Source organism: Nitrospina watsonii (genome assembly GCF_946900835.1).
In the GTDB taxonomy this organism is placed as follows: Bacteria; Nitrospinota; Nitrospinia; order Nitrospinales; family Nitrospinaceae; genus Nitrospina; species Nitrospina watsonii.
In genome coordinates this window covers 1,344,325-1,362,320 of the sequence record NZ_OX336137.1, presented here as the reverse complement: position 1 = coordinate 1,362,320, position 17,996 = coordinate 1,344,325, and the positions used below count along the sequence as shown (strand labels likewise).

Sequence of the window (17,996 nt, the reverse complement as noted above, 5' to 3'; positions counted from 1 at the left end):
ATAAATGAGGATTCCTATCGTCGCGGACGGTTTCCGCTTTATCATCCCGCTGGCCGTGGTCACCGCCGTATTTGCAGCGTTGTCCATGCACTGGGGGACGCTGTTGTTCGGTCTGGCATTGCTGTTTTGCCTCAACTTTTTCCGCGACCCGGAGCGGAGGATTCCACAGCAGGACAACGTGGTGGTCTCGCCCGCAGACGGCAAGGTCGTGGAAATCGCCGAGGATCAGGACCCGCTGCTGAAAGAACCCATGATGCGGGTCAGCATTTTTTTGAATGTGTTCAACGTTCACGTCAACCGGGTGCCCGTTGCCGGGCGCGTGCAGGCGGTCCGCTACAACAAGGGCCGCTTTCTGAACGCGGCCAGCCACAAGGCCTCGGCGGAAAACGAACAGAACGCCTTGCTCATCGATACCGGTCGCGAACAGGTATTGATGAAACAGATCGCCGGGCTGATCGCGCGGCGCATCGTTTGCTGGGCCAAAGAAGGCGACACCTACGGACTGGGCCAACGCATGGGGTTGATCCGGTTCGGCTCCCGCACCGATTTGTTTCTGCCGAAGGGCAGCCGCATCGATGTGAAAGTCGGTGACAAAGTGAGTGGGGGAAGTTCCATCATCGGATTTCTCGATCCCGGAAACTCGTCATGATCAAACCGCCGGAAAAACTGAAGAAGGGCATTTATATTCTGCCCAGCCTGTTCACCACGGGGAATGTCTTCTGTGGGTTCTTCGCCATGATTGCGGCATTGAACGAACAGTATTTTCAGGGTGCGGTGGCCATCGGCCTGGCCATCATCTTCGACATCCTCGATGGACGCGTCGCGCGCCTGACCAAAACCACCAGCGCTTTTGGTTTCGAATACGACTCGCTGGCGGACGTGATCTCGTTCGGCATGGCCCCGGCCCTGTTGGCCTACAGCTGGGTGCTGCAACCCTTTGGACGCCTCGGCTGGATGGCGGCATTTCTGTTTCTCTTGTGCGGCGCGTTGCGTCTGGCCCGCTTCAACGTCACCAAGCCGGATTCCACGTCGGACCAGTTCATCGGCCTGGCCATTCCCGCCGCCGCCGCCATGATCGCCTCGATCATCATCGCCTTCGAAGACCTGTTCGCCACCCGCTTGAACCCCATGATCATGGTCGCCGTGGTGTACATACTGGCGTTTCTGATGGTGAGCAACATCCGCTACCCGGCTCTCAAGAAGTTTGCATTCAAAAAACGCGTGACGTTCACGCGTTTCGTGTTTGTGATCCTGTTCGTGTACGTGGTCGCAACGATTCCGAAAATTGCGTTTTTCGTGCTCAGTCTGGCTTACGTATTGTCCGGGCCCACTTTGTGGGCGACCGCACTCCTGCGTAAAACCCGTTCACGGGAAAACCGGGAGGCTTCGTTCCACAAGGAATGAACGCAGCTCTGCCTGTTGCCATTTATCGAATCGTCCTTCCACACTTAATAACAACCAACTGATTTTTTCCGGCACGCATTATGTCCTGGTTTGACAAACTTCCCGTTGTTGGCAGAAAACTCCCGAAAGGCGTCGAGGCCTGGGTTGAGTGCAGGTCCTGCAAAGAGCAGATCTATCAGATCGACCTCATGGACAACCTGCGCGTCTGCCCAAAATGCGATTATCACTTTCGCATGACGTACTCGGACCGTATTCAACTGCTGATCAACCCGGGGACGTTCGAAGAATTGGACGGCAACCTGACTTCCGGCGACCCCATCCGCTTCAAGGACAAGAAACGTTACAAGGACCGCATCAAAACCCTGTTGAAGCAGCGAAACAGTTCCGACTCGGTGATCAGCGGCACCGGCATGCTGGGGGATCATCCCTTGGAGTTGTGCGTGTTCGATTTCGAATTCCTGGGCGGCAGCATGGGATCGGTGGTGGGCGAAAAGCTCACCCGCGCCATCGAACGCGCCGAAACCAATCGTTCGGCGCTGGTGATCGTCAGTTGTTCCGGCGGCGCCCGCATGCAGGAAGGCATTCTGTCGCTCATGCAAATGGCCAAAACCTCCGCGGCGCTGAAATCCCTGTCCGACGCCCGCGTGCCGTACATTTCCGTGTTGACGGACCCGACCATGGGCGGCGTGTCCGCCAGCTTCGCCATGCTGGGCGACGCCATTCTGGCCGAGCCGGGAGCCCTCATCGGCTTCGCCGGGCCGCGCGTTATCGAACAAACCATAAAACAAACCCTGCCGGAAGGCTTTCAACGCTCCGAATTTTTGCTCGAACACGGTTTGATCGACCAGGTCGTGCACCGCAAGGACCTCAAACAGCGCATTGCCGACCTCCTGTCCCTGTACAAAAACATCCCTATCGTCCCGCCCCGGAATTGACTTATAATGAGCTTGTTTCGGCCGTCGAAGCGGGCGGTCCGCAATCCACGAGCTTATGATACAGTACTACAAAATACTGGGGGTTTCCTCCGGCTCCAGCCTGAAGGAAATCAAGAAGGCGTATAAAGAGCAGGTCAAGAAGTGGCACCCGGACCGCTTTCCCCAGGCCGACGAAGCCACGCAGAAAAAAGCGCACGACCTGTTCTCCGCGATCACCGAAGCCTACCGGAAACTGGTCGATCTCCATACCAACCGCGAGCAGGGATATTACGCCGACGATCCCTTCGGCGGATTCCAGCAACCGTTCAATCCCGATTTCGGGCGCAGCAGCGAAGCCCCCCCTCCCGGGATGCGAACGTCCACGGACATTCCCGGTTACTACATCCAGACCTTCAACAACGGCGATCGGTACGAAGGCCAGTTCAGCAATGGCATGATGCATGGCATGGGGCATTTCGTGCGCGCCAACGGCGATGTGTACACGGGGCAATTCCAATACAACCAGGCCCACGGCAACGGCAAAATGACCTTCGCCAACGGCGATACCTACACCGGCGAGTTTGCGCAAGACGCCATGAACGGGCGCGGCACCTACATCTACGCCAACGGGGACCGCTACGTGGGCCGGTTCCAGAATGACATGCCCCACGGCGAGGGCGTGCTGGTCTCCGACGGCCAGGCCTACGGCGGCCAGTGGGAATACGGCCAACTGCGGGCAGAATGATCGCCCCCCACCCTCTCGGGTTTCCCGTTCCAAAATAAAAAAGCCACTCCCTGAGGAGTGGCTTCTTCATCCCTTGCAGGCAAGGGGAATGGGTTTTGCGGACCCGGCTACATCAGATACCCAGGGTTTCGACCGTGTCGCGAATCGACATCGCCGTGCAGGAGAAAATGGGCGTGTCCTTTTCGGTGTAGCGGCTGCCCTCGGTTTCCCTGAGGTCCATGACCAGGTCGAGGAAATCTTCCGGGTAATCCGTCTCGAACGCGACCACGAAATCGTAGTCGTCGAGGCCGAAGCAGTATGTCGTGTTCAGTTTCACCGACGGGTACTGGTTGCCCACGTAAATGTGTTCGTCCATGATGCCCTGGCGCGCGTACTTGGAAAGCAGGTACCATTCGCGCTTCTTGGTGAACGGATAAATGAACAGGTACTTGGCCTTGCCGGGGATGATGTGCGTCCGGTCTTCCTCGTGTTCCGGGTTGAACAGGTCCATGTACATCGACCGCTTGGTCTGCGAAAAGTAGGAGTAGGTCGTATCCAGATACTTGCCCAGCTTGGTGCGCAGCATGGCCGAGGTCATTTTCTGGAAACTCTCCATCTCGTACGAAATCCGCCACAACATAATTTCCGAATCGGCGCGCACGCCAACGGTGGAATACGCCAGGATGATGGTTCCGTCCTGCGCATCGTAATCCTCCAACACGTTGATGAATTCTTCCTTGGCCGCATCGATTTCCGCTTGCGGCAGACGGCGGAAAGCAGAATCGAGTTTATAAAATGCAAAGTTGACAAACTGGCGGCGGGAGCTTTTATCCTGAGCCAACGCCTTTTTCTCCGCCTGCATTTTGGCAATCGCTTCCCCTTCGCGTTCCTGCCGGGCACGAGAAACCACATCGTCATCAATCAACTTAATATCTTTATCCTGGGCGTATTGTTCGATTCCCCGAACCACACTTTTGCGCACGAAAAAGGGTACGTTCAACATGCGGGATTTGGCGTCTTCGGTCCAGTTCAGACTTGTCTCCGGCATCAGTTGTTCCAGCTCTTTGTCATCAATTGCCATAACTCAACCTCTTTCCTAGGTTGTTAACGATTGACAAATTATACAATAATCCAAACAGGGATCAAGGCCCCGAATCCGATCGAACCCGGCATGCGCCCATTTGTCATGTCAATTCTCATTTTGATTGGCACCCATGATAAACTGGGATGACTGGAATTTCAACACGAAATGCGGCTAACTCTATGAAAACTCAAGAATTTATTGATCTGGAAAACCGGTACGGAGCCAACAATTACAATCCTCTGAATGTGGTGCTGAATCGGGGCGAAGGCATCTGGGTGTGGGATGTGGACGGCAACCGCTACATGGACTGCCTCGCCGCCTATTCCGCCGTCAATCAGGGCCACTGCCACCCGCGCATTCTGGAAGCGATGACCGAGCAGGCCCGCAAACTGACCCTCGTCTCCCGAGCTTTTCGCAACGACCAACTGGGACCGTTTTACGATGAAATCTGCGCGCTGACGCATTCGCATTCGGTGCTGCCCATGAACAGCGGCGCCGAGGCGGTGGAGTCGGCGATCAAGGCCGTACGCAAATGGGGTTACGAGGTCAAGGGCGTGCCGGACGGCCAGGCGGAGATCATTGTCTGCACCAACAATTTTCACGGCCGCACGTTGACCATCGTCGGCTTCAGTTCCGAGGAACAGTACCGGCAGGGCTACGCCCCGTTCACGCCGGGATTCAACCTCATCCCCTACGGCGATGCGGCGGCATTGGAGCAAGCCATCACACCCAACACGGTGGCCTTTCTGGTCGAACCGATTCAGGGCGAAGGCGGCGTCATCATTCCGCCCAATGGCTACCTGAAAGCCGTGCGCGACCTGTGCGACCGGCACAACGTCATGCTCATCCTCGATGAAATCCAGACCGGGCTCGGCCGCACCGGCAAATTGTTCGCCGAAGAACACGATGACATCGAAGCCGACCTGACCCTCGTCGGCAAGGCGTTGTCCGGCGGCTTTTATCCCGTCTCCGCCGTGCTCAGCAACCGCGAAGTGCTGGGCGTGTTCAAACCCGGCGACCACGGCAGCACCTTCGGCGGCAATCCCCTCGCTTGTGCCGTGGCCCGCGCCGCACTCAAAGTGCTGGTCGAGGAAAACCTCATCGACAACGCCGCCCGCATGGGCGAGCACGCGCTGGAACGGCTGCGCGCCATCGATTCGCCGCACATCAGGGAAGTGCGCGGACGCGGCCTGATGATCGGCATCGAGCTCCATCCGGAAGCCGGCGGTGCGCGCCGTTTCTGCGAAGCGCTGCGCGACCTCGGCCTCTTGTGCAAGGAAACGCACGAACACGTCCTGCGCATCGCCCCGCCCCTGGTCATTCAAAAAGAAGAAATCGATTGGGCGGTGGAACGCATCCAACAGGTATTGACGGCATTGTAACCATTCATAGCGAAAAGGATCCGCCATGCCTAAAGTTATTTTGATCCAGGGAAGCCTCAATCCCGACTCCAACACCGCCAAACTCATCGCCGCCACCGCGAAGCAGTTGGAACAGCGCAACGTCAAACACGAGATCATCGATCTGCGCAACCTCGAATTGCAGTTCTGCGACTCGCGGCCGTTGAAGGAATACAACCACGACACCAAAACCGTGCATCAGAAACTAGCGGACGCACAGGGTTTCATTTTTGGCATGCCCGTCTATTGCTACTCGGTATCGGGTCCGCTCAAAAACTTCATCGACATTCATTCCTCGGCGATGGAAAAAAAATGGGCGGGCATCGTGGGTCAGGCCGGAGGCAAATCTTCCTACATGGCGCTCGGCGACCTGGCGCGCATCCTCGCCTTCGAATCGCACGTCACCACCGTGCAGCCGCACGTGTACACGACGTATGATGACTACAACGGCGACGCGATGACCAGCGACAAGACCCAGGCTAAAATCGAGGAAATGCTCGACAACCTCATCGCCTGCCTGCACGCTGTGAAAGAAGAAAATGCCTGAGGCCGTCATCATCCGCGCAGGCCGCGCCGAAGATGCAACAATCATCGCCAAATACAACCGCGCCATGGCGAATGAAACCGAATCGAAATGCCTGCACACCCAGACGGTGTTGAAGGGCGTGCAGGCGGGACTGGCCCGCCCGGAACTCTGCCGTTACTTCGTTGCCGAGGTCGGCGGACAGATCATCGGCCAGGCCATGATCACTTACGAATGGAGCGACTGGCGCAATGGCCAGTTGTGGTGGTTGCAAAGCGTGTACGTGCACCCCGATCACCGCAGGCGCGGCGTCTTCCGCAAACTCTACCAGCACATCGAAAGCCTCGCCCGCAAGCAGCCCGGCGTGCGCGGCATCCGCCTGTACGTCGAAGAAAAGAATCGCAATGGCCAAAGCGTTTACACCCGACTCGGCCTCACCCCCGCCGGATACCACGTGTACGAACGGGAGTTTGAATAGAGCCCCCATCCCCGTTTCAACAAAACGTAACTCTGCAAATTCCAGTAACAATGAAATTCCGTTTTGAAATTATTAAGAACTTGCTTTACCTTTTAAAATTCAATTTGGAATGAAACCTGAACTCTTCCAAGAGGCGTTGTTCATGCAGAAAACAAGCAAAATGGTATTGCGGAGAAAGTTGGGAATTGTTTTGGCGTTATGGTTGATGGCGGGAATGGTTTTTTCCGGCTGTCATCACGTCTTTCCATTTCTGAAACACGACCACGGCAAACACAAGGGCCATCATAAAAACAGATGAGACGTCGCTGCGGGCGGCGCTTGCAGCAAAACAAAAAAATCCCGACTGCGATTACGCAGCCGGGATTTTTGTATTTAAGACGAGGTGTGAGGGTAGCTGTTTACCTGCCGCGCCCTCCGAGCCCGGAATGCTTCAGGATATTGGACATGGCGTTCAAAAAATTCGCCTGCTCCTTCGACTCCAGATCCTTCATGCTCTTTTCCTCGTCGAAGATGTTGAGCTTGATGTGCGGCGGACGGCCCAGAAGATTCGACAACGCCTCGGCATCGTGCACCGGCGGGTAACACGTGCCCTGCTTGCACACATACGCGGTCGGCTTGCCGGACACCGCGCCGCGCCCTTCCGCCCATGGCACGCGTTCGACCGTCGCCTCGCCTGCATGGCGCACCACCAGTTTATTGGGACGGTAATCGGCATAAATGGCTTCGATCAACTTGCCGTGCTGCGGGTCGTCCACCGGTCCGGAGATCGTGACCTCCATCGGCAACGATTCGATGAAATCCATCGCCGCAAGCAGACTCGTGTAGGCCGTGGGACGGTGCTCAATGCGGTCGCCGAATGCGCGCACGGTGTCGCGTCCCTTGTCAAAATACCGATCCTTGCCCGTCAAGCGGCCCAGCTTTGCCAGGGCCAGCGCGGCGACACCGTTGGCCGAGGGAATGGCTTCATCTTCCGGATTCTTCAAGCGACTGATGAGTTGTTCCTGTCCGGACCCGGTCATGAAGAAGCCGCCGTCCTTCGCATCCCAGAACTGATCGATCAGGGAGCCCGCCACCGCCTGGGCTTTATCGATCCATTCCACTTCGCCCGTGGCCTCGAACACAGCAAGCAACGCTTCCAGGAACCACGCGTAATCTTCGAGGCAACCCTCGACGCGCACCTGCCCGTCCTTGTACACGCGGAACAGGGTGCCGTCACGCCACATCGTGTCCCACAAAAACTGCGCGGCGCGGCTGGCCTGGTCGCGGTACACGCGATCGCGGAACGCCGCGGCGCCGGTGGCGAGGGCAGCGATCATCATGCCGTTCCAGCCCGTAAGGATTTTGTCGTCGCGGCCCGGTTTCTGCCGCTTGTTGCGCAACTCCAGCAATGTCTGCCGTCCGTTTCGTATGATGTGATCGACCTCGAAAATCGGCACGCCTTCACGATCCGCCACCTGTTCCATCGTTTCCGCCACAAACGGAATGTTGCGTTTTTCAAAATTACCCGCCGCCGTCATGCCATACGCACGGGCGAACACCTTGGCATGACGCGGCCCCAGTACATCGAGCACTTCTTTCATCGTCCACGTGAAAAAGTGCCCTTCCCCGGCGTCGGTGTCGGCATCCTGACTGGAATAGAACGCGCCTTCCGGCGATGTCATTTCACGTTCGATGTAATGAAACACCTCGCGCGCGATGCGCTCGTACAAATCCTGTTTCGTGGCCTGCGCCATCTCGACAAACAGGCGTGACAAAAGCGCGTTGTCGTACAGCATTTTCTCGAAATGCGGCACCAACCACTTGCGGTCGGTCGAGTAACGATGAAAGCCGCCGCCCAACTGATCGTACATGCCGCCTTCCGCCATTTTGGTGAGGCTTTTGTCGGCCATCAGGATGGAGTCGTTGTCCTCGTGCTTCTGCCAGTGGCGGAGTAAAAGCGTGTAAAGCATCGGTTCGGGAAACTTCATGCCGGAACCGAAACCGCCGAAGGTCTCGTCGAATTTCTCCTTCATCAATTCTGCGGCCTGCGGGATGAGCGCATCCACTCCCGCGCCCTGCCCTTGTGGAATCGGTGGTGGCGTGTTCAACTTTTCCATCAGCCGCGCACTCACCGATTTCATACGATCCTTCTGATTGCGATAAATGTCCGCCGCCTGCTGAAGAATCTGCGGGAAGCCCGGCCGGTTGAATTTCGGTTCCGGCGGATAATAGGTGCCGCCCAGATACGGCTCCTGATCCGGGGTGAGAAACACACTCATCGGCCAGCCACCGTGCCCGGTGAGCGCGATCACCGACTTCATGTAGATGGCATCGATGTCCGGGCGCTCTTCGCGATCCACCTTGATGTTGACGAACAGCTCATTCATGATTTTTGCGGTGGCTTCGTTTTCAAATGACTCGTGCGCCATCACGTGGCACCAGTGGCAGGAGGAGTAGCCGATACTCAGGAAAATCGGTTTGTCTTCGCGCCTCGCCTTCTCCAGCGCCTCCGGTCCCCACGGGTACCAGTCCACGGGATTGTGGACGTGTTGCAGCAGATAAGGACTGGTCTCGTCTTTCAGACGATTGGTGTGTGCGGGTGTGCTCATAACAGGTAAATGCCAGGTTCGATTGCTAATAGAATCCAATTATGAATCTGAGTTTTACATATAAGTGGAAAATATCAAAACACAGATTCTTCGCTTCGCTCAGAATGACAGGCTTGGTTACCGGTTGTCATTCTGAGGAGCCGAAGGCGACGAAGGATCTATGTTTTTCAGTAGAATGTATAAATCAAACTCTTTGAAGGAAAGCATACCGGAAAGACGGGATCGGCGAAAGACTCCATTAAGCGGGAAGGCTGCCGGAGGCGGGGGTGGAGGCGGACTCCGGGTGCGGCGGCACGCCGTTATTCGCGGATTTTCCTGACGCGGATCTGGTGATAAAAGTCGCGCACGCTCTCGTAGGGGTCGATGGCGCTTTCGTCCAGCGCCTTTTTGTCATCGATGATGAACGAGGTTTCATTGACCACCTTGCCGGTCGTCACCCCGGCCCCCACCGTCGCGTTGGGAATGAGCCAGAACAAGGGGTTCAGCACCGAGTCCACGGCGAGGCCTACGGTATCGCGTGCGGTGGACGGCCCGAAAAACGGCAGCATGATGTACGGCCCCGATCCAATGTGATGGAACCCCAACGCCTGCCCGAAATCCTCATCCACCGCCTCGATGCCGTACTCCTGCCCGGCGACATCCAGCATACCGCCCCAGCCAAATGTGACGTTCATCACCGTGCGCAGCAGCACAATGCCACCCTTTTTCCATTTGCCCTGCACGATGCAGCTCACCAGTTTCGCAGGAGCCAGGAGCACGTTGTAGAGATTGCGCAGGGCGATGCGGAATTCCTCGCCCACATAATCGCGGAACACTTCGCCCACCGGACGCAGGCCGTATTCATAGACCGTGTCATTGAAGGTGTACATCGAACGGTTGAAACCCTCAAACGGATCGCTCAAGGGCGGGATGTCCGGCTGCTTTTTCTCGAACGGGTCTTCTTCGTACACCGCATCGCCAAAGGGATCGGCAAACGGGTCGTCCGTGGGAGCCGCGTCATCCAGAAGCCGGGGATCGATGGGTTCTTCCCCGGCGGGCGCTTCTTCTTCGAGCGAGGGTTGCGTTTCATCGGCATTGGGCACGATGGTCTGCGCCAGCACCGGCAGCGACCCGCCCAACTCCTGAATCTCGACGCGGAAACGGTCGGTGGAAAACGCCGTGTCCGATTCCCGATCGTACAGGGCCGCCTGCGACGCCACGGGAAACATCAACAACGCCGCCAGCACAGTCAGCACCCGAAGCCCATGGCCCGGCTTCGCGGCAGGCGCTGCCTGATTTTTCTGGAATGAACGGATGGCGGACACCGGATGCAATTTCAACTCCGAAGAATTCAGGCGGGTTCAGGCAGGGCGGCGGCAAGGCGGTCGAGGGAATCCTTCGAGATGTCCATCTTCGCGTCGCGGGCGCGCTTCACAATCTCCCAGGCTTTTTGGTACTGGCCCTGATGGTACAGAGAATCAACCAGCACGCCATACGCTGTCTTGTTGTACTTGTTGAACTCGAGCGCTTCCATCAGCTTGGCAATGGCCTGCTCATGCTTGCCCATCTTCGCCAGCGAAGCGCCCCAGTAGGCGTAGGCGCTGCTGTTTTCCGGTTCCAGCAACAGGGCGTTTTCATACTTGTCGATGGCTTCCTGATGCTTGCCTTTCATCTCCAGCGTGAGGCCCCAATAGATGTAGGTGCGTGCCGAGTTGGGGTTGATGTGCGCCGACTGGATGAATTTGTCCAACGCTTCGTCCCGCCGGTCCGCTTTCACCAGCGTGATGCCCCACCATGTAAACACTTCGGCATTGTTGGGATCTTCCGCATTCAGTTCTTGAGCGAGCTTTTCGGCTTCGTCAAATTTGCCATTGCTGACATGGTCTTTCAAAAGGTCGAGGCGCTTCATCACTTCAAACCGTTTGGCCTGCTCGACCTTTTTTTCTTCTTCACGTTGTTTGTATTGCTGGGCCTGTACCTCCTGGCGGGCCTTGTTTTCCTTCATCTGCGTCTTGATCGTGACATAGATGAAACCAACAAAAATGAAAATACAACACAGGACCCAGACAACTTTGAATTTTTTTGGCATTTAAAAATCCGGCTGATAGAAAAACGAATGATGGTCAAAGGCTGATATTGTACCTTGAGTGGACACCAACCCAAAACGCTAATTGCAGAACGGAGCGGTTCTGTTCAGGAAACCTTGTTTTTGTGCTCACGGGCAAGCTCAATGAGACGCTCGACCTCGGGGTCATCGGGGACCCACTTTCGCGCCTCATTCAGACTGCTCAATGCACCCTCCGGGTCACCGCGCAACAGGCTCAGCCTGCCCAGCTCCATATACCCGTACACGTAGTAGGGGTTTATCTGAATGGTTTTGCGGTAGGCTTCTTCCGCTTTCGGGTATTCGCGGAGTTCCCGGTAGATATTGCCGAGATTGAGCAGCGTCAGAATATGTTCGGGGTCGATCTCGAGGATTTTAAAATAATTATTCGCTGCCTGCTCATACGCGCCCCGTTCCACCGCTGCCACCGCCTGATCGAGATACTGATCGATCTGCGCCGTGCGCTTGATCGCTTTCACCTGCACTTCGCTGCGCTCCAACGTGGACAACTGCCGGCGCACCGCCTGTTGCTCCGCCGGAGGCAGTTGGCTGAAGCTTACAAAATCGGGATACACTTTGAAGTGCGGCGTCAACTGGCGGACAATGAGGTGCCGTTCGTCCTTATAAATGTATTCCGGAGCGCCAAATTCCAACAGCGAATTGTCATCCGTGTGCATCGGCGCATCGCCAATGAAATCCTGCAAGCGGTCCTGCCGCATGATGAGCAGTCCCATCAGGTCGCGAATGTCCTCAATGCCAAGCCGTTTCAGGTCCTTGCCCGTCACCGGGTTGTCCAGAATGCGCCACGCCTCTTCATACGGCAGCGAATAATCGTCCTTCGACCCGATCAGCAGGTAATCGTCGCCGACGATCGATTCCCACATCGTCACGTACGGGAACACACTGTGGAACGCTTTCGAGATCGATTTGAAATTTTCCGGCGACATGTTGGTATGCGTCCAGATGCAGACGATACCGCCGGGATTGAGGCGTTGTTCCACCAGCCGGAAAAAATCGACGGTGAACAATGCACCGATGCCGGAAATCCACGGGTTCGACGGTTCGGAGATGATCACGTCGTACTTCTTGTCGGTGAGCGTGATGTGGTTGCGCCCGTCCTGCAGGATGAGGTTCACGCGCTCATCTTCCAGAGCGTGGTGATTGAACGGTTCGAAGAAGCGGCTGCCCTCGATGACCGACGGTGAAATCTCCACGAGGTCGATCTCTTTTGCCGGAAACTGTTCGACCGCGCCCAGCGTCACGCCGCTGCCCTGCCCGATCACCAGCACCTGCTCGCGTTGCCTGTTGAACAGCATGGGCAGGTAGCCGGAAAGCAGTTGCGTGCGCATGTCCATCGCCAGCGAGGCGTCGGTCTTGCCGTTGACGCGCAGAAAAATATTGCCGGTGCGGCCCAGTTCCGTGGTCACCGTGGTGTGGATGCCTTCCTCGTAAAACAGGATCTTGTTGCGGTCGTCCAGCGCCTTGCCCAGATCGTCCAGCCGGTACGGCATGTACGATCCGCTGGAGATCACGGCGCGGTCCCACGCCTTGATGTCCTGCGCGCCCAGCACAAACAGCACCAGCACGCCCGGCAGAATGTAGGTTTTGAAATTGAGCGACAACCCCGGCGATGTGGCCAGCAGAAACCCTCCCAGCAGCATGTTCAGAATGATGGCGAACAGGATGGTGTTCTGGATGCCGATCCACGGGATCAGCAGGAAACCGCCGACAAACGAGCCGAAGATGGTGCCCACCGTGTTCGACGCGTAAGCGGAACCCACGTGGCTGCCCAGCGTTTCGAGGCGCTTCGCCACCATACGCACCACCACCGGGAACTGCCCACCCATGCAAAACGTGGGGATGAACATGACGGCGAAGATGATCAGGAAATTGGCCCACTGCACGGTGCCGAAGTTCAGGTTCCAGTTCAGGTACACCCAGCGGTTGAACAGCGGGATGTCGCCGAAAAACGGCAACGCCACCAGCGCCGAAAAACCGATGCCCACCTGCAACGCGCCGAACACCACTTTCAGCTCTTTAAAATACGTGACCAGCCGGGCGAACACCACCGTGCCCAGAGCCAGACCCAGAATGAACGTGGTCAGGATGAGGCTGAAGGCATACACCGACGAGCCCAAGAGGAGCGAGAAGATGCGGTTCCACGCCACCTGATAGATCAACGCCGCCATGCCGGAGATGCCGAAACAGATGAGGACGACCCACAACTCCATTGGCAGCGACGCCGCTCCCGCCTTTTCGCCGGGCGTGTCCTCACGCGTTTCCGTCCAGCGGGGAAAGCCCCCCTCTTCTTTCCTTATGGACAGCAGAATCAACGCGGCGATGGCGAGGTTCAGTGCCGCCGCGATCCAGATGGTGGCGTTGATGCCGAACAGGCGCATGAACACGAAGGCGCTGGCGAAGGCGCCCACCACCGCGCCGAAGGTGTTCATCGCATACAGCGTGCCCACATCGCGGCCGATCGCCCTGGGATCGCCGGACACGAACTTGCCCAGCACCGGCAAGGTGGCGCCCATGAACGAGGCCGGAATGATGAGAATCACGGCGCACACGCCAAACCGCAGCAGGCTGGCCAGCATGTAGTCATCACGGAAATGCGTGTAGATCGACTTGAACAGCGGCAGGCCAAAGTCGATGAGGTGCGGGATCAGAAAGCAGTAGATGCCGATGATGCCTTCCAGCACGGCATACATCACCAGGGGATCGCCCTTGCGGTCCACGAAGCGACCACCGAAGTAGCTGCCCAGAGCGAGGCCCGCCATGAAAGTGGTCAGGACCGTGGCGATGGAGTAATGCGTGTTGCCCAGGACCTGCGTCAGCAGGCGGGTCCAGACGACTTCATAAATGAGGCCCGTGAACCCGGAGACGAAAAAGAAAACGAAAATCCAGATTCTGAAACGGGAAGGTTTCAAGGGTTTGGGTGCCCTTTAAATAAAAAAACGGGCGGATGATTTTTGGATGGTGTCCGCGATTATTTGTCCACGGATTTGCCGCAACGGAAGCCCACGACGCTGTCCTTACGTCCGGGGGAAGCGGCATTGCGTTTGGCGCCCCGGACATCGACCTTGGTGGAATCCCAGGACCCGCCCCGGAAAACCCGGTTCTTTTTATTCTCGGCTCCCGTAGGATTCATCATCGGCGCCGTCTGATAATAGAATTGATCGTACCAATCCTCCACCCATTCCGCCACATTGCCGGCCATGTCGTAAACGCCGTACACGCTGCGGCCCATGGGGAAACTGCCGACCGGCGAAAGGTACTGATAGCCGTCGGCGGTGCCGTTGATGTTGGCACGGCGCGGCAGCATTTCGTTACCCCAGGGATAGATCAGCCCATGGGTGCCGCGCGCGGCCTTTTCCCATTCGGCTTCGGTCAACAGCCGTTTGCCCGCCCAGGTGCAGTAGTTCACCGCATCATACCAGGACACGCCCACCTGCGGCACGTCTGGGTGCTTCAGCAGTTCGTGCTCGCCTTCAAAAAACGGAACGCTGCCTTCAACATAATTGGCCGCTTTGCGGAATTTATTGTAAGCTTCGACTGAGACCTCGTATTTATCCACGTAAAACGCGTCGAGGTAGGTCTCCTGCGGGGGTTTTTCATCGAAATCACCTTCTCTCGATCCGCGGGAAAACACGCCTTCCGGCACCAGCACCATTTCCCGGCCGTCGTCACCGACAAATGTTTCATAGATGCTGAAGTCGCGGTTGTCTTCGATGGTGATCTGCTTTTGGCCTGCCTGGTCTTTCCGGACTTTCCGGTCAAACTTGATGGATTTGTTGATCTCCCAGACAATGACGAGGAAGAACGCAATGGCGATGGCAAAACAGGCGATGACAGCGATGACCAGTTGTTTGTTGTTCATAAAACAGGCAGACCCAAAAGTTTAATGTTACATTCGAATTGAACAAGCGATTATAGTTTATCATCGCATTTAATCAAACGTTTTCTGCCGGACGCGCGGGAAACCAACGGCCTCCGCCCTCCGGCTCCGGGCGGGATCAGATTCCTAATCCATACCAGAAAACAACCGAACGGATTCCGGCATGAAAGAATTGCTTGCAGTTAAAGACTCCGCCCTCTCCTGGCTGAAACCGGTGAACCGGGAAATCATGAAATGGTTCCGCAACGACGTCACCGTGGACTTGAAGCCCGATCAGAGTCCGGTGACCATCGCCGACCGCAAAGCCGAGGAGATGCTGCGCCGCCGCATCCGGAAAGAGTATCCGGACCATGGCATCATCGGCGAGGAGTTCGGCAACATCGACCCCGACCGCGAATGGGTGTGGACCGTGGACCCGATCGACGGCACCCGGTCTTTCGTGCGCGGGCTGCCGTTGTTCGCCGTGCTGTTGTCCCTCCTGCACCGGGGCGAACCGGTACTGGGCGTCATCGGCCTGCCTGCTCTGGGGGAAACCGCCTGGGCCGTGCAGGGCCAGGGCGCGTGGTGCGGCGAACGCCGCCTGCAGGTTTCCCGGGAGACGCGGCTGGAACAGGCCACCGTCGGCGCGGCGGACACGTATTGCTTTCGCGAGACCAAACGCCTCAAGCTGCTGCAAAGCCTGCAACAACGCGCCCAACTGGTGCGGACCTATCCCGACGCCTTCGGCCACCTGATGGCCATTCGCGGCGCGCTGGATGTGATGGTGGACCCTTTGGCTTATGTGTGGGATTACGCGCCGATCAAAATTCTGGCGCGGGAAGCGGGCGGCGCGTTTGAAAATTTTTCAGGCAAGAAAGCGTGTATCGAGGAAGGCACCGCGCTCGTCGGCAATCCCGAACTGGTGCGCCAGATCCGCAAGCTGGCGGCCCCGGCCCGGTCGAAAAAATAAATCCGAGGCGAAACGCCTCAGCCCTTAAAGCGGTTGGCGGCCGGCAAATCCGGTGTCCAGATCGTGCCAGTACTTGATTTCCGTTTCCGGGTTTTTCCAGCACAGGTACACTTCCTTGCCGTCCCGCAGAGCCAGAAAATCCACCAGCCCTCGCTCGACACCTTTGACGATGCAGCCTTTCGACTCGAGCATTTTGATGAACTGGTTGGCCACCAGGGCCACGGAAAGGTAATCGGTTCCCTGCATGCTGCCGCCCCCGTACCGCGCCTTCTCCCAGGCATTGCGGACATCCGGGAACTCCTGCGTCATCTTCGCGTACAGATCCTGCAGCTTCGGCACGATCTCCAAAAGTTCCGGAACGATGGCGTTGGCTTCTTCGATTGTGAAATACCGTTTTTCCATAAAGTGAAATTCAGAATCAAACCGGGGGCGCTGAGAACCCGAACGGAAGCGCACCTGTCAATCGCTTCGACCGCCTCTCCTTCGTCGCAGGACGCAGTCCCGGTCTCGCCCTGTAATAAAGTGGCAGCTTAACCTAAATACCACGTTTTTTTTCTGGTTTAAACCGTTGAATTGTTATATTTTATCCGGGACTTCAGCCCTGCCTGCAATTACCCTTATTTGGGGTCAGCCTGAGGATGAACCGGGCCGGGGCGTTTTATGTTGACAAACACCCTTTAAGATTATACATTTTGGCCGAATCGTCCGGAAAGGTGGGAGAATATAGGGAGTTTCCCACACCCTGCAACTTGAAATATATCGCCTTCTAAAGTTGGCTAAATATATCGTTGGAATTAACTTCACTTTGTTAATTTAACTATGGGGAGACGAGTAATGAAAAAACAAGTTCTGATGGTAGCAATCAGTTTCGCGGCAGCTCTCACCTTCGGTGCTTCGTCTGCCATGGCAGATGAATTGCTGCCGGGTGCCAACGTTCCGGTTGACCAGAGCGTCATGGGCGTGGGCAAGACCATTGTACAGATGGGCGCTCAAGACCGGGCCATCACCAGCGCTTTGAATTCTGCATCGCGCAACGTCATGCACGTCAACCCGAACACCGGCGTGGACGTGTACCAGCAGTTTGGTTCTTCGCAGACCGACCAGTCCTGGAAAGCCGCCAAGACGGTTGAAGAAGCTCAGGTTCACGGCCTCGTTCCCGGCGACTGTCAGGGTGAGAATTCTGACGACCAGTATCGCAAGCAGATGGGCCAGAGCCGCGATGGTTTCATGAAGGAAGTCCTGGTGCCGAACGAAATCTGTGGTCAGTACCACGACACGCTGAAATAAGTACATCCAGGTTTCAGGCACAATTTGCCCAGCCTGATAGATCTAAAAGCCGATAGAATTTTTATTCTATCGGCTTTTTTTTTGGTGGTTGATACGGAGGTCCCTCACTTTTTCTTTTATCCATTGAGTCCATGAACCCAACTCCCGCCTCGTCGCTTTTTCTCATCCGCAGATTCGCATTTCTGGTTCTGATCTGGCAGTTGGCCTGTCCCCCCTCTTTGTTTTCCCTGGAACGGGCTTCCATCAAAAAGTTTCCGCAAAAAGCGTTTCCGGTCACCAACCCGGTGGACCTGACCACCCTGCCTTTGCGGGAAACGTTTCAGATCAACCATCCGCGGTTTGTGTTGCAGTTTTTTTTCAGCGGCCCCAACGTTCTCGGCATCATTATCAAACGAGACTTCCGTTATCCCATCCGCATGCGCTGGTGCTTTTTCCGCGATTGTTCGGAGAGTCCGTTTGACTACAGCGCCATGATCGCCGACTCCTACGCACCGCCTCTAGAGGACGGTACCTTCGAGATCCGGTTTCCGCCACAGCTTCATTACAACTTTCAAGGACTGCATTTCACCACGGGCCGCTGACCATTTTTTCAGGGCCTCCCCTCTCCCGTTCCGGCATCAGGATTTGTTATAATCAACCGAGCAGCAGCAACCGAATGAAAACC

At 56.6% G+C, this 17,996-nt stretch carries 17 protein-coding genes; 10 read left to right on the top strand and 7 right to left on the bottom strand.

Features of this window, described 5'->3' with window-relative positions:
• The first annotated feature begins 4 nt into the window (after window positions 1-4).
• From QML71_RS06235 to QML71_RS06220, 4 genes are all read left to right on the top strand, one after another.
• Complete coding sequence (locus QML71_RS06235; RefSeq protein ID WP_282011053.1) at window positions 5-649, top strand: phosphatidylserine decarboxylase family protein; 645 nt, start codon at window positions 5-7, stop codon at window positions 647-649.
• Window positions 646-1,404 carry a CDP-diacylglycerol--serine O-phosphatidyltransferase gene (pssA, locus tag QML71_RS06230; RefSeq protein WP_282011052.1) on the top strand — a complete coding sequence of 253 codons (759 nt, stop codon included), beginning with the start codon at window positions 646-648 and terminating at the stop codon, window positions 1,402-1,404. The genes QML71_RS06235 and pssA overlap by 4 nt, the downstream gene beginning before the upstream one ends.
• A gap of 80 nt (window positions 1,405-1,484) precedes the next feature.
• Entirely contained in the window at window positions 1,485-2,339 is an 855-nt protein-coding gene (accD, locus tag QML71_RS06225; protein ID WP_282011051.1) for an acetyl-CoA carboxylase, carboxyltransferase subunit beta, read from the top strand.
• Window positions 2,340-2,394: 55 nt separating this feature from the next.
• Window positions 2,395-3,063, top strand: coding sequence for a DnaJ domain-containing protein (locus QML71_RS06220; RefSeq protein WP_282011050.1), 669 nt, complete (start codon window positions 2,395-2,397; stop codon window positions 3,061-3,063).
• Between the two features lie 112 nt (window positions 3,064-3,175).
• On the opposite strand, the gene QML71_RS06215 is transcribed toward QML71_RS06220, so the two are convergent.
• Window positions 3,176-4,123 (bottom strand): chlorite dismutase family protein, encoded by a 948-nt coding sequence (locus QML71_RS06215; protein ID WP_282011049.1) that lies wholly within the window; start codon window positions 4,121-4,123, stop codon window positions 3,176-3,178.
• 182 nt (window positions 4,124-4,305) lie between these two features.
• On the opposite strand from QML71_RS06215, the gene rocD reads away from it, so the two are divergent.
• From rocD to QML71_RS06200, 3 genes are read left to right on the top strand one after another with little or no spacing between them, the layout of a single operon-like run.
• Window positions 4,306-5,508, top strand: coding sequence for an ornithine--oxo-acid transaminase (rocD, locus tag QML71_RS06210; protein ID WP_282011048.1), 1,203 nt, complete (start codon window positions 4,306-4,308; stop codon window positions 5,506-5,508).
• A 25-nt stretch (window positions 5,509-5,533) separates the two neighbouring features.
• Entirely contained in the window at window positions 5,534-6,073 is a 540-nt protein-coding gene (locus QML71_RS06205) for an NAD(P)H-dependent oxidoreductase (RefSeq protein WP_282011047.1), read from the top strand.
• Window positions 6,066-6,527, top strand: a complete 462-nt coding sequence (locus QML71_RS06200) for a GNAT family N-acetyltransferase (protein WP_282011046.1) — start codon at window positions 6,066-6,068, stop codon at window positions 6,525-6,527. Before QML71_RS06205 ends, QML71_RS06200 begins: the two co-directional genes overlap by 8 nt.
• 398 nt (window positions 6,528-6,925) lie before the next feature.
• Here QML71_RS06200 and QML71_RS06195 read toward each other — a convergent pair whose 3' ends face one another.
• From QML71_RS06195 to QML71_RS06175, 5 genes are all read right to left on the bottom strand, one after another.
• Window positions 6,926-9,115, bottom strand: a complete 2,190-nt coding sequence (locus QML71_RS06195) for a thioredoxin domain-containing protein (protein ID WP_282011045.1) — start codon at window positions 9,113-9,115, stop codon at window positions 6,926-6,928.
• Between the two features lie 299 nt (window positions 9,116-9,414).
• Entirely contained in the window at window positions 9,415-10,434 is a 1,020-nt protein-coding gene (locus tag QML71_RS06190) for an MlaA family lipoprotein (RefSeq protein WP_282011044.1), read from the bottom strand.
• Window positions 10,435-10,445: 11 nt separating this feature from the next.
• Window positions 10,446-11,183, bottom strand: coding sequence for a tetratricopeptide repeat protein (locus QML71_RS06185; protein WP_282011043.1), 738 nt, complete (start codon window positions 11,181-11,183; stop codon window positions 10,446-10,448).
• A gap of 104 nt (window positions 11,184-11,287) precedes the next feature.
• Window positions 11,288-14,128, bottom strand: coding sequence for a fused MFS/spermidine synthase (locus QML71_RS06180; RefSeq protein WP_282011042.1), 2,841 nt, complete (start codon window positions 14,126-14,128; stop codon window positions 11,288-11,290).
• A 59-nt stretch (window positions 14,129-14,187) separates the two neighbouring features.
• Window positions 14,188-15,078, bottom strand: a complete 891-nt coding sequence (locus QML71_RS06175; RefSeq protein ID WP_282011041.1) for a formylglycine-generating enzyme family protein — start codon at window positions 15,076-15,078, stop codon at window positions 14,188-14,190.
• 181 nt (window positions 15,079-15,259) lie between these two features.
• On the opposite strand from QML71_RS06175, the gene QML71_RS06170 reads away from it, so the two are divergent.
• Complete coding sequence (locus tag QML71_RS06170; protein ID WP_282011040.1) at window positions 15,260-16,045, top strand: inositol monophosphatase family protein; 786 nt, start codon at window positions 15,260-15,262, stop codon at window positions 16,043-16,045.
• Window positions 16,046-16,069: 24 nt separating this feature from the next.
• Here the strand turns inward: QML71_RS06170 and QML71_RS06165 are convergent, their stop codons facing one another.
• Window positions 16,070-16,447, bottom strand: coding sequence for a DUF2203 domain-containing protein (locus tag QML71_RS06165; RefSeq protein ID WP_282011039.1), 378 nt, complete (start codon window positions 16,445-16,447; stop codon window positions 16,070-16,072).
• Between the two features lie 501 nt (window positions 16,448-16,948).
• On the opposite strand from QML71_RS06165, the gene QML71_RS06160 reads away from it, so the two are divergent.
• Both QML71_RS06160 and QML71_RS06155 read left to right on the top strand, forming a co-directional pair.
• The gene (locus QML71_RS06160) at window positions 16,949-17,332 is read left to right on the top strand and encodes a hypothetical protein (protein ID WP_282011038.1); all 384 of its coding nucleotides are present in this window, start codon (window positions 16,949-16,951) and stop codon (window positions 17,330-17,332) included.
• 131 nt (window positions 17,333-17,463) lie between these two features.
• On the top strand, window positions 17,464-17,913 hold the full coding sequence (locus QML71_RS06155) for a hypothetical protein (RefSeq protein ID WP_282011037.1): 450 nt from the start codon (window positions 17,464-17,466) through the stop codon (window positions 17,911-17,913).
• Window positions 17,914-17,996: the final 83 nt, after the last annotated feature.

What these genes read in the sequence shown, in the direction of transcription:
- QML71_RS06165 (WP_282011039.1), bottom strand. Translation starts at nt 16,447, where the DNA reads ATGGAAAAACGGTATTTCACAATCGAAGAAGCCAACGCCATCGTTCCG.
- QML71_RS06220 (WP_282011050.1), top strand. Translation starts at nt 2,395, where the DNA reads ATGATACAGTACTACAAAATACTGGGGGTTTCCTCCGGCTCCAGCCTG.
- QML71_RS06205 (WP_282011047.1), top strand. Translation starts at nt 5,534, where the DNA reads ATGCCTAAAGTTATTTTGATCCAGGGAAGCCTCAATCCCGACTCCAAC.
- pssA (WP_282011052.1), top strand. Translation starts at nt 646, where the DNA reads ATGATCAAACCGCCGGAAAAACTGAAGAAGGGCATTTATATTCTGCCC.
- QML71_RS06160 (WP_282011038.1), top strand. Translation starts at nt 16,949, where the DNA reads ATGGCAGATGAATTGCTGCCGGGTGCCAACGTTCCGGTTGACCAGAGC.
- accD (WP_282011051.1), top strand. Translation starts at nt 1,485, where the DNA reads ATGTCCTGGTTTGACAAACTTCCCGTTGTTGGCAGAAAACTCCCGAAA.
- QML71_RS06200 (WP_282011046.1), top strand. Translation starts at nt 6,066, where the DNA reads ATGCCTGAGGCCGTCATCATCCGCGCAGGCCGCGCCGAAGATGCAACA.
- QML71_RS06175 (WP_282011041.1), bottom strand. Translation starts at nt 15,078, where the DNA reads ATGAACAACAAACAACTGGTCATCGCTGTCATCGCCTGTTTTGCCATC.
- QML71_RS06195 (WP_282011045.1), bottom strand. Translation starts at nt 9,115, where the DNA reads ATGAGCACACCCGCACACACCAATCGTCTGAAAGACGAGACCAGTCCT.
- QML71_RS06155 (WP_282011037.1), top strand. Translation starts at nt 17,464, where the DNA reads ATGAACCCAACTCCCGCCTCGTCGCTTTTTCTCATCCGCAGATTCGCA.
- QML71_RS06215 (WP_282011049.1), bottom strand. Translation starts at nt 4,123, where the DNA reads ATGGCAATTGATGACAAAGAGCTGGAACAACTGATGCCGGAGACAAGT.
- rocD (WP_282011048.1), top strand. Translation starts at nt 4,306, where the DNA reads ATGAAAACTCAAGAATTTATTGATCTGGAAAACCGGTACGGAGCCAAC.
- QML71_RS06170 (WP_282011040.1), top strand. Translation starts at nt 15,260, where the DNA reads ATGAAAGAATTGCTTGCAGTTAAAGACTCCGCCCTCTCCTGGCTGAAA.
- QML71_RS06185 (WP_282011043.1), bottom strand. Translation starts at nt 11,183, where the DNA reads ATGCCAAAAAAATTCAAAGTTGTCTGGGTCCTGTGTTGTATTTTCATT.
- QML71_RS06235 (WP_282011053.1), top strand. Translation starts at nt 5, where the DNA reads ATGAGGATTCCTATCGTCGCGGACGGTTTCCGCTTTATCATCCCGCTG.